This window comes from Bradyrhizobium genomosp. I (2014), from assembly GCF_000261685.1.
Lineage (GTDB): Bacteria > Pseudomonadota > Alphaproteobacteria > Rhizobiales > Xanthobacteraceae > Bradyrhizobium.
Window position 1 is genome coordinate 17,677 of record NZ_AJQE01000073.1, and the last position, 13,588, is coordinate 31,264.

Consider the following 13,588-nt stretch of genomic DNA (forward strand, 5'->3'; position numbering starts at 1 on the left):
GTTAAGTCCCATGGCGCGGTACATATTCATCACCGGCGGCGTGGTTTCTTCGCTCGGCAAGGGACTGGCCTCAGCGGCACTCGGTGCCCTGTTGCAGGCCCGGGGCTACAAGGTCCGCCTCCGCAAGCTCGATCCCTATCTCAACCTCGATCCCGGAACGATGTCGCCGTATCAGCACGGCGAAGTGTTCGTGACCGATGACGGCGCGGAGACCGATCTCGATCTCGGTCACTACGAGCGCTTCACCGGCAGGCCTGCGACCAAGGCCGACAACATCACCACCGGGCGCATCTACCAGGACATCATCTCCAAGGAGCGCCGCGGCGATTATCTCGGCGCAACCATCCAGGTGGTTCCGCACGTCACCAACGCGATCAAGGAATTCGTCCTCGACGGCAATGACGATTTCGACTTCGTGCTGGTCGAGATCGGCGGCACCGTCGGCGACATCGAGGGCCTGCCGTTCTTCGAGGCGATCCGCCAGCTCAAGAACGAGCTGCCGCGCGATCATGCCGTCTACATCCATCTGACGCTGTTGCCCTACATTCCGAGCGCCGGCGAGCTCAAGACCAAGCCGACGCAGCATTCGGTGAAGGAGCTGCGCTCGATCGGCATCCAGCCGGACATCCTGCTCTGCCGCACCGACCGCGAGATCCCGAAGGAAGAGCGGCGCAAGCTCGGGCTGTTCTGCAACGTGCGCGAAAGCGCCGTGATCGAGGCGCGCGACGTCGACAACATCTACGCGGTCCCCGAGGCGTATCACAACGCGGGCCTCGACGACGAAGTGCTCGCCGCCTTCGGCATCGCCTCGCGGATTCCGCCGGAGCTGCGCAGCTGGCAGGAGATCAACGAGCGCATCCGCAACCCCGAGGGCAACGTCACCATCGCCATCGTCGGCAAGTACACCGGCATGAAGGATGCGTACAAGTCGCTGATCGAGGCGCTCTCGCATGGCGGCATTGCCAACAAGGTGAGGGTCAATCTCGACTGGATCGAGAGCGAGATCTTCGAGAAGGAAGATCCGGCGCCGTTCCTCGAGCACGTCAACGGCATCCTGGTGCCCGGCGGTTTCGGCCAGCGCGGTGCCGAAGGCAAGATCAGGGCGGCGCAGTTCGCGCGCGAGCGCGACGTGCCGTATTTCGGCATCTGCTTCGGCATGCAGATGGCGGTGATCGAGGCGGCGCGAAATCTCGTCGGCATCGAGGATGCCAACTCCACCGAGTTCGGCCCCACCAAGGAGCCGCTGGTCGGCCTGATGACGGAGTGGCTGCGCGGCAACGAGCTCGAGAAGCGTTCGCAGGCCGGCGACCTCGGCGGCACGATGCGGCTCGGGGCGTATCCCGCCGCGCTCAATCGCGGCAGCCGCGTGTCGCAGGTCTACGGCGGCGCCACCGAGATTTCCGAGCGCCACCGCCATCGCTATGAGGTCAACACCGCCTACAAGGACCGCCTCGAGCAGCATGGCCTGAAATTCTCAGGGTTGTCGCCCGACGGCGTGCTGCCTGAGATCGTCGAGTACGAGGACCATCCCTGGTTCATCGGCGTCCAGTTCCACCCCGAGCTGAAGTCGCGGCCGTTCGAGCCGCATCCGCTGTTCGCCTCGTTCATTCAGGCGGCGATGGTGCAGAGCCGGCTGGTCTGACGGCTCAGCGCGCGGCGGAGGAGTCGCGCGCGTGATGCATCGGCTCCAACGCGGCCCGCGCTGATGGTTCGGGCGCAAGCGATCCCGTGATCAGCTTCATCTGTGGTCGCCGCGTCAGCCTGTAGACGGCGGCGGGCGGCACGTTCAGCAAGGCGCGATCCACGAGCTTTGCACGCAGGCCCAGCCGGTCGAGCACGGGCCGCGGCACCGGGCAGCTCATGCCATAGGTGAACTGGTAGAAGGCGCCACCTGGACGGACATAGCTGAACGCGCCGCTGAGGATCGAGATGACCTTGCGCCTCGACATGTTGAGCAGCGGCAGCCCGCTCACGACCGCGCCGACGGGGGCGCCGTCATAGAGCCGCTCGGTCGCAAGCCGGCCTGCGTCCATCCACAGCACGCGCGCGCCGGGAAAGCGCAGTTGCAGGAGCTTCATGAAGTCGGAGCCGTATTCGATCAGCGTAAGATCCTGCGGCCGGACGCCGCGTTTGAGCAGCTTGTAGGTGAACGCGCCGGTGCCGGGCCCGAGCTCGAGGATCGGACCCGTCGTCGCGCTGATCTCGCGCGTGATGAGATCGGCCAGCGCCGCACCCGATGGTGCGACCGCACCAACCCGACGCGGGGACGACATCCAGGACAGGAAGAAGGAAAGGAAATCGTTGGGCATGCGCACTCCGGCATCTTGGTTTGCACCTCCCGAGATCAGAGGTGAGACGGATGCAGTGTTGCGGAGGCGCATTGCGACAGCATTGCGCTGTCGGACGTGGATGCGGATTGAGTCAATCCTGTCGGACCGGCGGCAGCGTGATCCGGAAACAGCCGCCGCCCTCCGGCCCGTCCACCACTGAAACGTGGCCGCCATGCAGCTGCACGATCTCGCGCACCATGTTGAGGCCGAGGCCGGCGCCGCGATCGAGCGGCGCTAGCCGGTAGAACGGCTCGAAGATCTGTTCGCGCTGATCGGCGGGAATTCCGGCGCCTTCATCCGTGACTTCGATATTTGCAGGCCTGACGACGCGTATCCCGATCGTGCCGCGGCGAGGGCCGTGCTGGATCGCATTCTGCACGAGATTGGTGAGGGCACGCTCCAGCGCCGCCGCATCGCCGATCGTCTCGACAGGTGTCGACGGCGCATCGAGCGCCAGCTCGTAGCCGGCCGCGATCGCCAGCGGGGCGAGGTCGGCAGCGACGCTTTGCGCAACGGCGACGAGATTGAGGCGTGTGAATGGATGGCCGCAGCGGTCGAGCCGCTGGATGTCGAGCAATTGCTCGGCAAGCGTCGCCAGGCGTGCGGCATCCTCCAGCAGGCGGGTCTTGTCCGGCCCGGGCGCAAGTGACTCCAGGCGCGTGTTCAGGATTGCGATCGGCGTGCGCAGCTCATGTGCGGCGTCCGCGACGAAGCGCTTGTGGCGGGCATAGCCCTGGTCGAGCCGCGCCAGCGCGTCGTTGATCGCGGTCACGAGCGGCACGACCTCGAGCGGAATCCGTTCTATCGGGAGCCGCGCGCCGCGTTGATGGATGTCGATGCGCCGCGCCTCGTCCGCCGCGGAATCCAGCCCCCTGAACGCGCGCCGTACGATCATTGGCGTGGCAATGAACGTCGCCGTTCCCATCAGGAGCAGGCCGGGCAGGGTGATGCCGAGGAACGCAAGGGATGTCGTGAACAGTGCCTTGGCGCCGGTCAGGCGTCCTTGTGTCGCCGTGATGACCTGCACGTTGCCCGCATCGGTGTCGACCCGCTTCATCCGCGCCGCCGGCTTGCGCGGATCGTCCCCGAACAGCTGCCAGCCGAGCCGCGCCTGGCTGACCTGGTCAAGGCCACCGCCGATCGCGGCGAATTCGGGCGGCACGGTGCCTTCGCTGAGCGAACGAGCCTGCCGGTCGCGCACCAGGAACCAGAGGTCCGGCGTCTCACTCCGCAGCTGTTTCAGCTCGGCCGTCGGCCGCAAGGCCAATGCGCCTTGCGCGTCGCGCGTGAGCGCGCGCTGGACGACATCGATCACGCGGTCCTCGTCCCTCTCGGCCAGCACGAAGCCGGAGGCGCAAAGCCCGGCGAGCACGATTGCAACCAGCGCGACCAGGATCGCGGCCTGAAGCGAGAGCAGGCGCCAGCTCAGCCGCGAGCGCAAGCAATAGGGATCGTGGTGCTTGCTCATGGCAACCTCTTGAGGAGATAGCCGACGCCGCGAATGCCGTGGATCTCGATCCCCGCATCGGCTTCCGCGAGCTTTCGTCGGAGCCTCGAGACATGCGTGTCGAGCGCATTCGACTGGATCTCGTCGTCGAAATTGTAGACCGCCTCTTCCAGCGCCGAGCGCAGCACGGTTCGGCCCATGCGACGAACCAAGGCTTCGAGCACCAGGAGCTCGCGGCGCGGCAGCTCGAACGGCTGGCCGTCGATGCTGGCCTCGCGATGGCCGACATCGAAGGCGATGCGGCCGGCGCGGATGATTTCGGGGGAGAGGCCGGCCGGGCGCCGCAGCACGGCGCGCAGCCGCGCCAGCAACTCCTCGACGGCAAACGGTTTTGCCAGATAGTCGTCGGCCCCGCCGTCGAGCCCGGCGATGCGGTCGGCGAGCTCCCCGCGCGCAGTCAGGACGATGATCGGCACGCCGTCGGCGCGGGCGCGGAGCTTCGGGATCAGGGCGAGGCCATCGCCGTCAGGAAGCTGGCGGTCGAGCAGGACGGCGGCATGGACGTCGGCGGAAATGGCCTCCTCCGCCTCGGCGAGCGTCGGAGCATGGTCCACCACCATGTCGTAGCGCTTCAGCGCCGAGGCGAGCGCGCCGGCCATTTCCGCTTCATCCTCGACCAGCAAAATCCGCATGTAACAGGCACCTGAACCGCAACTGCGTCTTTCTAGCGGCCCGATCATTGCGGCAGCATTGCGGGAGCCCGGCGCCGCGCCGGACGCGCAAGCCATGCGCGGAGCGCTACGGGGGCGGCCGGGCTGGGCTCAAGACACCATCGGGGCGAGCCGCTATAACCGCCGGACCTGTTAGGGAGGAACATGAATGATCTACGAAATGCGCGTCTATCGCTGCGTGCCCGGCCGCTTGCCGGCGCTCTTGAAGCGGTTCGAGACCGCCACGCTGAAGATCTGGGAGAAGCACGGCATCAAGCAGGCCGGATTCTTCACAACGCTGATCGGTGAATCCAACCAGGAGCTGACTTATTTTCTGGCCTGGGACTCGCTCGCCGAGCGCGAGAAGAAGTGGGGCGCGTTCATGACGGACCCGGACTGGCTCGAGGCGCGGGCGAAGTCGGAAGCCGACGGCCAGATCGTCGGCAATATAGTCAGCCAGCTCCTGACGCCGACTGCCTTCTCTGCGGTGAAGTAGGAAGCTGCCGTGCAGGGGCGGCGCCGGGAACCCCCGGCGCAACCCTGATATTCGAATGGCCGCGCCAAATAGGGTTGATCCGACCCTCATCGCGGCTATGGTCGCGCCGAAACGAGGGATTTGTCTTGAGCTCTTCGACGTCAGCGGCGCCGGTCGTCACCATCGGCACGGTCAAATTCGGCAATGACCTGCCGATCTCGATCATTGCCGGGCCGTGCCAGCTCGAAAGCCGTCAGCATGCGCTGGAGGTCGCCTCCGCGCTGAAGGAGATTGCCGCGCGGCTGAACGTCGGCCTCGTCTACAAGACCTCCTTCGACAAGGCCAACCGCACCAGCGCTTCGGCGGCGCGCGGGCTTGGCCTCGCTCAGTCGCTGCCGATCTTCGCGGAAATCCGCTCCTCGCTTGGCCTTCCCGTGCTGACCGACGTGCACGAAGCCACGCAATGCGCCGAGGTGGCGCAGGCGGTGGATATCTTGCAGATCCCTGCGTTCCTGTGCCGGCAGACTGACCTCCTTCTTGCCGCGGCCGCAACCGGGAAGGTCGTGAACGTCAAGAAGGGCCAGTTCCTGGCGCCCTGGGACATGGCGAACGTCGTGACCAAGATCACCGGCGCCAGCAATCCCAACGTGCTCGTCACCGAACGCGGTGTGTCCTTCGGCTACAACACGCTGGTCTCCGATATGCGCGCGCTGCCGATCCTGGCGCGCACCACCGGCGCACCCGTGATCTTCGACGCCACCCATTCCGTGCAGCAGCCGGGCGGGAAGGGGACCTCCTCGGGCGGCGAGCGCGAGTTCGTGCCGGTGCTGGCGCGCGCCGCCGTTGCGGTCGGCGTTGCCGGCGTCTTCATCGAGACCCATCCTGATCCCGATCATGCGCCGTCGGACGGGCCCAACATGGTGCCGCTGCGCGAGTTCGAGGGGCTGATCGCCAGACTGATGGCATTCGACGCGCTCGCCAAAGAAACAGTCAAGACCGGCCCGCGCTGATGCAGCAAGGCGAGGCGCGGCCGCACGATCACGGCTTGCCGGCAGCGCTTTACGTCATCTCCGGCGCGAGCTTCGCCGCAGCCCTGTCGGCGCGCGCGCTCGACCCGGTGCTGCCGCACGTCGCCGAGGATTTCGGCGTCAGCATCGCCACCGCCGCGGGCTTTGCCGCGGTGTTCGCCTTTACCTTCTCGATCATCCAGCCGATCATCGGCGCTGCGGCCGATCTGTTCGGCAAGACGCGGCTGATGATCGGCTGCCTCGCGCTGCTTGGCCTTGCCAACATCCTGGGCGCATTCTCGACCTCGTTCTCGGTCCTGTTTGCCACCCGTATCCTCGCCGGCATCGGCTCGGGCGGTGTGTTCCCGGTGGCGCTCAGCCTGACCAGCGATCTCGTCGGGCCCGAGAAGCGGCAGGTCGCGATCAGCCGCACGCTGGCCGGCGCCATGACCGGCAATCTGCTCGGTGCTTCGGCCTCGGGCCTGATCGGCGATTTCCTCGGCTGGCGCGGCGTGCTCGCGGTGCTCGGCGGGCTCGTGATCGTGGCGTCGATCGCGGTCGCGGCCGGCTTTCGCGGCGCCAAGGTCAAGCATCCGCCAAAAACGAGCCTCTCGGCGCTGAAGGCCGGCTACCGCACCATCTTCACGAATCCGAATGCCTATGTCTGCTACTCGGCAGTGTTCATCGAAGGCTGCTGCGTGCTCGGCCTGTTTCCCTACATCGCCTCGTTCCTGTTCGATCTCGGCCAGACCTCGCTGTCGATCGCGGGCCTCGTCATCGCAGGCTTTGCGGTGGGTGGCCTGTTCTACACGCTGACGGTGTCGCGGCTGCTGCCGTGGCTCGGCGTCAAGGGCATGATGATCGCAGGCATGACCCTGGTCGCCTCACAGCTCGTTGCCGTCGCGTTCGGTCCGCGCTGGGAAGTGCAGGCGCTCAACCTCATCGTGATGGGATGGGGCTTCTACATCGCCCATGGCTGTCTTCAGGTGTTTGCCAGCGAGCTCTCGGTCGAGGCGCGCGCCACCGCGCTGTCGCTGCATTCGTTCTTCTTCTTCATGGGGCAGACCGTCGGACCGCTCGCCTATGGTGCCGGGCTCCAACATGCCGGCAAGATGCCGACCCTGTTCGCGAGTGCGGTGATCATGGTGGTGCTCGGCTTCGTCTGCGCCCGGCTGCTCAGGCAGCGGGCTCCTGCGGATGCGCACTGACAATTGCTTCCGTGCAACGGCGACGCACGATCGATCGCGTGATCCTGCCGGTTCTTCAAAATACTTCGCCGGGATAGACGCCCCACAGTCTGGACTGCCGGACGTAACCGGTGAAGGTCTGAGCTCGCACGTGGCACCACGTGCCGGTGCACGTCTCCACCCTGACGAGAACGCGCGGCTCGACGACCGCATTGACCCTCGCGTTCTGCCTGGAACGATTCAGAAGCCGCACCGGCTTGGCGGCTGACCAGGGAGCGATCAAGGCGGTTCTCCGACCGGACAGCAACGCCGCCAGAATCCAGCCTTCTTCGCCATCGGCATCGCGAATGCGTCGCCAATTGCCGAACTCCGCCAGGATCTCGACGGGCAGATGACGGCGAACGAACGTCCATCGCAGCGGATAGTCGACGCCTGGCCCGACGCGGACATTGGCCGGCTTGCTCTTGACCGAGACGAAGCGGGGTAGCGGAAGGCCGCTCCGGTCGCCAAGCTCGGAGCCGGACGCGGAGCCGAGTGAACTGCCAAGCAAGGTCGGCACGAGAATTGTGACGGCCCGCATCAAGCTTCGCAGCGCACGCTGCCATGTCGAGATTTCAAATCGTCTTGACGCGTTCAAGTGCCGGTCTTTCCACTCGTGATGTTGCGAGGCTTTCGATCATTGAAAGTCCCAGCGTGAGATCCCGGACGTTCAAATGAGAGCTCACCGCTCGCGCGAAAAAATTCGATACACCGTGCGCGAACGAATTGAGATCGAGTTTTGTACGGTAGAGGACCAAGCGCGCAACGAAACCAAAACAGTCGGGCGCTTTGGTTAACCATCCTGGCAGACGCGCCAAGCTTTTGCCGTCGTTCGACATTGAAGTCGATCGCGCACGGCTCCTCACTCTTCAAGCAGCTCTTCATGCCGCAGACGCGTTGCCCTGGCTTCATCCGCACCTTGTCCTTGGCGGCTGTGGCGCTGTTGGTTGCCGGTTCGGCGGCAGTCGGCGCTCCGAAAGGACGTGCTGATGCGCCCGATGCGATCACTGAGCTTCTTTCATCGAGCAAGGCGGCGCCGAGTTCCAGGGGTGTTGGCGCGAGGTCGCGCGGCCAGTCCGCGAGGTCGAGCTCCGCTCTCGCTCATACGCCGTCATCTGCAGGCCTCGGCAGTTTGAAGGAGACGATCCGTCTGGCCCGTCAGGGGAGGGCGGAGCTGGCGATGGAACGCAGTGATCGAATTGGGGATCGTGCAAGCCGAAATCTGGTGGAGTGGGTCATCCTGCGTTCCAATGACGATGCGATCGTCTTCGAGCGTTACGCTTCCTTCGTGCGCACCAATCCGTCCTGGCCTGGCCACGATCTGTTTCGAAGACGGGCAGAAGCCAGGCTCTGGTTCGAGCGGCGCGACCCCGAAACCGTTCTGACCTTCTTCTCCCGGCAGGAACCGTTGGGGCCGTTGGGCAAGCTCGCGCTTGCGGGAGCCTTGTCGAAGCGTGGCGATCAAGCCGCAGCCCGAAAATACGTCCGGTCCGCCTGGCACGAAGGCAGTCTCACCGCGGAGTCCGAGGCCCAGGTGCTCGCACGGTTCGGCCACCTCCTCACTGCTGCCGATCACAGGGCCCGCATGGATTCCCGTCTTTACGCGGACGATATCAGCGGGGCCACGCGTGCGGCGAACCGTCTCACCTCCGCCGACCGCGCGATCGTGAAGGCGCGGGCAGCCGTCATCCGAAACGCCAAGACCAGCGGTGCCCTGCTCGATGCGGCATCCGTGACTGCGGGCGCCGATCCCGCCTTCCTCTTCACCCGCATCCAGTGGCTTCGTCGCAACGACCGCATTGCGGAGGCTGCGCAAATGCTGCTGTCGGCCGGCGCTCGCACATCCGTTTCGGATCATGCCGATGCATGGTGGGTCGAGCGCCGCATCCTGGTGCGCCGACTGCTCGACGCCGGCAGGGCGCAGGCCGCTTACCGAATCGCCCGCGGTGCCGCTTCCCCTTCCAGGGAGAGCCTCCGCGTCGATCGATCGTTTACGGCGGGTTGGATTGCGCTGCGTTTTCTGAACGACCCCGATCTGGCCGCACAGCACTTCGCGCACATCCCTGCGATCACGACCCATCCGACGTCGCTGGCGCGCGCAGCGTACTGGCTCGGACGGGCCGCGGAAGCGGGCGGCCACGGCAAGAAGGCGCACGACTACTATGCCGCGGCCTCAAAGCGCGCAGCCGCCTATTATGGCCAGTTGGCCAGCGCCCGACTGGGGCGTCGCGAAATTTCGCTGCCGCAAGCGCCGGGCCCTGGTGCAAGAGAACGCGCAAGATTGTCGAAAAACGATCTCGTCCGCGCGATCGAACTGCTCTACGCGACCGGCAACGACGATCTGGTGATCCCGTTCGTCGCTGACGTCGGACGCACCGCCGACGTTGGCTTGCTGGCGTTCATGGCCGAGGCGGCCGCCAGGAAGCGGGATGCGCGCGCCACGCTCACCATCGGCAAGAGCGGGCTGGCGCGCGGCCTTGCGCTCGAACGGTATGCGTTTCCCAATTTCGGTGTGCCCAATTACGATTCCGTCGGCCCGAAGGCGGCTGCAAGTCTGGTCTACGCGGTGGCGCGAGCGGAGAGCGCCTTCGACAGGCGTGCGCAATCTGCGGCAAAGGCCTCGGGATTGATGCAGGTGACACCCGCGGCCGGCCGCACGATCGCCCGCCGGTTGGGCATCGCGTTCGATCCCGCGCGGCTGCGCACCGATCCCGCCTACAACGTGCAACTCGGGTCGGCGGAGCTCGCTGATCTTCTCAAGACGTATGACGGGAACCACGTCCTCGCCCTGGTCGGCTACAATGCTGGGCGTGGGCGGGTCAAGCAATGGATCGCGCGCTACGGCGATCCTCGCGATCCGAGCGTCGATGTGATCGACTGGGTCGAGCGTATCCCTTTCACCGAGACGCGCATCTACGTACAGCGCGTGATGGAGAATCTTCAGGCCTATCGCTCACGCTTCGGCGAGCGCGCGCCTCCAGGTCTCGAGGTGGACATGCGAGGGGCCAGCCGGTGAGCTCGTGAATCGTCAACCTACTCGCGTGTCGCGCGCCTGCGATGGGCCATCCAGCCGTGCGATCAGGCAGCCGGTCTGCCCCGGCAGGGCTTCTGGTCGGGCACGGCGCGCCCGGGGTGCTAACTAACCCCGTCCGCGATAGGGCGCGACCCCTTGCTCCGGCACCCACAGGCCTTTCGGCACGCGGCCGGTCTGCCAGAACACGTCGATCGGGATACCGCCGCGCGGATACCAATAGCCGCCGATGCGCAGCCATTTCGGCTTGATCTCGGAGGCGATGCGCTTGCCGATCATCACGGTGCAGTCCTCGTGGAAGGCGCCGTGGTTGCGGAAGCTCGCGATATAGAGTTTCAGCGACTTCGATTCCAGCAGCCACGCACCCGGCGCGTAGTCGATCATCAGATGCGCGAAATCCGGCTGGCCGGTGACCGGGCAGAGCGAGGTGAATTCCGGTACGGTGAACCGCACCAGATAATCGGTGCCCTTCTGCGGATTGGGCACGCGGTCGAGTTGGGCCTTTTCGGGCGCGTCCGGCCATTCCACCGCGTGGCCAAGCTGCAGGCCAGCCGGGTCCAGGCTTGAGTTCTTCGATTTGCTGGGCTTTTTCGACATGAGGCGCCTCCGAGCGACCCTCTTAGCCAATCATCCGGCGGCCGTCACCCGGCCTTTTCCACTTCGATGCATTGCGGTAGAAGCACCGCCAACTGCCCCCTTTGTTTCTCGAAATGAGGCTCCCATGACCGCCATCATCGACATCATCGGCCGCGAAATTCTCGACAGCCGGGGCAATCCCACCGTCGAGGTCGATGTCGTGCTGGAGGACGGCGCGCTCGGCCGCGCCGCGGTGCCGTCGGGGGCCTCGACCGGCGCTCACGAGGCGGTAGAACTGCGTGATGGCGACAAGGCCCGCTATCTCGGCAAGGGCGTCACCAAGGCGGTCGGCGCCGTCAACGGCGAGATCTTCGAGGCCCTGAGCGGCCTCGACGCCGAGCAGCAGGCCCAGATCGACCAGATCATGATCGACCTCGACGGCACGGCGAACAAGAGCAGGCTCGGGGCCAACGCCATCCTCGGCGTCTCGCTCGCCTGCGCCAAGGCGGCCGCGAACTCGCTCGACATGCCGCTCTACCGCTATGTCGGCGGCACCTCCGCGCGCCTCCTGCCGGTGCCGATGATGAACATCATCAATGGCGGCGTGCACGCCGACAACCCGATCGACTTCCAGGAGTTCATGATCCTGCCCGTCGGCGCGTCGTCCTTCGCCGAGGGCCTGCGCTACGGCGCCGAAGTCTTCCACACGTTGAAGTCGGAGCTGAAGAAGGCCGGCCACAACACCAATGTCGGCGACGAAGGCGGCTTCGCCCCGAACCTGCCGTCGGCCGATGCCGCGCTCGACTTCGTCATGAACGCGATCGGCAAGGCCGGCTTCAAGGCGGGCGCCGACATCGTGCTCGGCCTCGACTGCGCCTCGACCGAGTTCTTCAAGGACGGCAAATACGTCTACGAAGGCGAGGGCAAGACCCGCTCGATCTCCGAGCAGGCGAAGTATCTTGCAGACCTGGTCTCGCGCTATCCGATCGTGACCATCGAGGACGGCATGTCGGAAGACGACATGGACGGCTGGAAGGAGCTCACCGACCTCATCGGCAAGAAGTGCCAGCTGGTCGGCGACGACCTCTTCGTCACCAACGTCAAGCGCCTCGCTGACGGCATCAAGGCAGGCCGCGCCAACTCGATCCTGATCAAGGTCAACCAGATCGGAACGCTGACCGAGACGCTGGCCGCCGTCGAGATGGCGCACAAGGCCGGCTACACCTCGGTGATGTCGCACCGCTCCGGCGAGACCGAGGATTCCACCATCGCCGATCTCGCCGTCGCCACCAATTGCGGTCAGATCAAGACCGGCTCCCTTGCGCGGTCCGACCGCACCGCCAAATACAACCAGCTCCTGCGCATCGAGCAGCAGCTCGGCAAGCAGGCGCTCTACGGCGGCAAGGCGGCATTGAAGGCGCTGGCGTAGGCCGGAGCTTCGGTCCACGCAAAGACGGACAGGGGAGGATCGACATGAGCGACGACAAGACCGGGCTGCAACTGCGCTCGCTGCTGAAGAAGAGCGGCGAGCTGGAATTGTCCCTGGTGAATGTCCCGACGCCGGAGCCGGCCGACGATGAGGTCGTGGTTCGCGTCGAGGCGACGCCGATCAATCCGTCCGACCTCGGGCTCCTGATCGGACCGGCCGACATGTCGGCCGCCAAGGTCTCCGGCACCAAGGAGATGCCGGTCATCACCGCGACGATGCCGGAGGCGGCGATGCGGATGATGGCGGCCAGGTTCGATCAGTCGTTGCCGGTCGGCAATGAGGGCGCCGGCACGGTGATCCGGGCCGGATCGTCGGACGCGGCAAAAGCGCTGATGGGCAAGACGGTGTCGATGATCGGCGGCGCGATGTACACGCAGTATCGCGTGCTCAAGGTCCGCGACGTCATGGAGCTGCCGGCGGGCACGACGGCCGCCGACGGCGCGTCCTGGTTCGTCAATCCGCTGACCGCGCTCGGCATGACCGAGACGATGCGACGGGAGAACCACAAGGCGCTCGTGCACACCGCCGCTGCCTCCAATCTCGGCCAGATGCTCAACAAGATCTGCATCAAGGACGGGATCGGTCTCGTCAACATCGTGCGCAGCAAGGAACAGGCCGACATCCTGCACAAGATCGGCGCCAAGCACGTCGTGGATTCCAGCGCGCCGAGCTTCATGGACGACCTTACCGACGCGCTGGTCGAGACCGGCGCCACCATCGCTTTCGATGCGATCGGTGGTGGCAAGCTGGCAGGCCAGATTCTGACCGCCATGGAAATTGCGGCCAACAAGACCGCGAAGGAATACAGCCGCTACGGCTCCAACGTGTACAAGCAGGTCTACATCTATGGCAGCCTCGACACGCGGCCAACGGAGCTGAACCGTTCGTTCGGCCTGAGCTGGGGCGTGGGGGGCTGGCTGCTGACGCCGTTCCTGCAGAACATCGGCCCGGCCGAGATCAGCCGCCTGCGCCAGCGCGTGGCGTCGGAGCTGAAGACCACCTTCGCCAGCCACTACACCAAGGTGGTATCGCTGGCCGAGGTGCTCGATCCCGCCAACATCGCGGTGTACGCCAAACGCGCCACCGGCGAAAAATTCCTCATCAATCCAAATAAATAATCGCGATGTGCGACGGCACGTCACTGAAGGAGGGTCTTGCCTTCTGAGCGAAGCGGGAGATTATTCCGCCGCCATTGCGGGCGGAAAAACCGCGGGCGCTCAGAAGGGGACCTCTCCATGACTGATCTCGATCGCCGTCATTTGCTCACAGGTGCCGCCGCCCTCGGTGCGGCTGCCGT

13 protein-coding genes are annotated in these 13,588 nt (G+C 65.6%); 7 read left to right on the forward strand and 6 right to left on the reverse strand.

Annotated elements, in window-relative coordinates; translation table 11 throughout:
* Positions 1 to 10: 10 nt before the first annotated feature.
* Complete coding sequence (locus IC50_RS07315) at positions 11 to 1,642, forward strand: CTP synthase (RefSeq protein WP_035702407.1); 1,632 nt, start codon at positions 11 to 13, stop codon at positions 1,640 to 1,642.
* A gap of 4 nt (positions 1,643 to 1,646) precedes the next feature.
* On the opposite strand, the gene IC50_RS07320 is transcribed toward IC50_RS07315, so the two are convergent.
* From IC50_RS07320 to IC50_RS07330, 3 genes are all read right to left on the reverse strand, one after another.
* Positions 1,647 to 2,309, reverse strand: coding sequence for a class I SAM-dependent methyltransferase (locus IC50_RS07320; RefSeq protein ID WP_035702410.1), 663 nt, complete (start codon positions 2,307 to 2,309; stop codon positions 1,647 to 1,649).
* A gap of 112 nt (positions 2,310 to 2,421) precedes the next feature.
* Positions 2,422 to 3,798: a sensor histidine kinase gene (locus tag IC50_RS07325; RefSeq protein ID WP_035702412.1), complete on the reverse strand. Its 1,377-nt coding sequence runs from the start codon at positions 3,796 to 3,798 to the stop codon at positions 2,422 to 2,424.
* Positions 3,795 to 4,469: a response regulator gene (locus tag IC50_RS07330; protein WP_035702415.1), complete on the reverse strand. Its 675-nt coding sequence runs from the start codon at positions 4,467 to 4,469 to the stop codon at positions 3,795 to 3,797. Before IC50_RS07330 ends, IC50_RS07325 begins: the two co-directional genes overlap by 4 nt.
* Before the next feature lie 187 nt (positions 4,470 to 4,656).
* On the opposite strand from IC50_RS07330, the gene IC50_RS07335 reads away from it, so the two are divergent.
* The 3 genes from IC50_RS07335 to IC50_RS07345 all read left to right on the forward strand — a co-directional run bounded on the left by IC50_RS07335 (position 4,657) and on the right by IC50_RS07345 (position 7,177).
* The gene (locus IC50_RS07335) at positions 4,657 to 4,983 is read left to right on the forward strand and encodes an NIPSNAP family protein (RefSeq protein ID WP_035702417.1); all 327 of its coding nucleotides are present in this window, start codon (positions 4,657 to 4,659) and stop codon (positions 4,981 to 4,983) included.
* 125 nt (positions 4,984 to 5,108) lie between these two features.
* A complete protein-coding gene (gene kdsA / locus IC50_RS07340) occupies positions 5,109 to 5,972 on the forward strand; it encodes a 3-deoxy-8-phosphooctulonate synthase (RefSeq protein ID WP_035702418.1) in 864 nt (287 codons plus the stop codon).
* Positions 5,972 to 7,177, forward strand: a complete 1,206-nt coding sequence (locus IC50_RS07345) for an MFS transporter (protein WP_035702420.1) — start codon at positions 5,972 to 5,974, stop codon at positions 7,175 to 7,177. The genes kdsA and IC50_RS07345 overlap by 1 nt, the downstream gene beginning before the upstream one ends.
* Positions 7,178 to 7,232: 55 nt before the next feature.
* On the opposite strand, the gene IC50_RS07350 is transcribed toward IC50_RS07345, so the two are convergent.
* Entirely contained in the window at positions 7,233 to 7,736 is a 504-nt protein-coding gene (locus IC50_RS07350) for an SH3 domain-containing protein (RefSeq protein WP_035702435.1), read from the reverse strand.
* A gap of 34 nt (positions 7,737 to 7,770) precedes the next feature.
* Entirely contained in the window at positions 7,771 to 8,034 is a 264-nt protein-coding gene (locus tag IC50_RS41165) for a hypothetical protein (protein ID WP_157460910.1), read from the reverse strand.
* A gap of 341 nt (positions 8,035 to 8,375) precedes the next feature.
* On the opposite strand from IC50_RS41165, the gene IC50_RS07355 reads away from it, so the two are divergent.
* Entirely contained in the window at positions 8,376 to 10,211 is a 1,836-nt protein-coding gene (locus IC50_RS07355) for a lytic transglycosylase domain-containing protein (protein ID WP_244429555.1), read from the forward strand.
* Between the two features lie 123 nt (positions 10,212 to 10,334).
* Here the strand turns inward: IC50_RS07355 and queF are convergent, their stop codons facing one another.
* A complete protein-coding gene (gene queF, locus IC50_RS07360) occupies positions 10,335 to 10,823 on the reverse strand; it encodes a preQ(1) synthase (protein ID WP_035702423.1) in 489 nt (162 codons plus the stop codon).
* A 124-nt stretch (positions 10,824 to 10,947) separates the two neighbouring features.
* Here queF and eno point away from each other — a divergent pair, with 124 nt between their 5' ends.
* Together eno and IC50_RS07370 are read left to right on the forward strand one after the other, a co-directional pair.
* Positions 10,948 to 12,231: a phosphopyruvate hydratase gene (eno, locus tag IC50_RS07365; RefSeq protein WP_035702426.1), complete on the forward strand. Its 1,284-nt coding sequence runs from the start codon at positions 10,948 to 10,950 to the stop codon at positions 12,229 to 12,231.
* 44 nt (positions 12,232 to 12,275) lie between these two features.
* Complete coding sequence (locus IC50_RS07370; protein WP_035702428.1) at positions 12,276 to 13,409, forward strand: zinc-binding dehydrogenase; 1,134 nt, start codon at positions 12,276 to 12,278, stop codon at positions 13,407 to 13,409.
* The last annotated feature ends 179 nt before the right edge of the window (positions 13,410 to 13,588 follow it).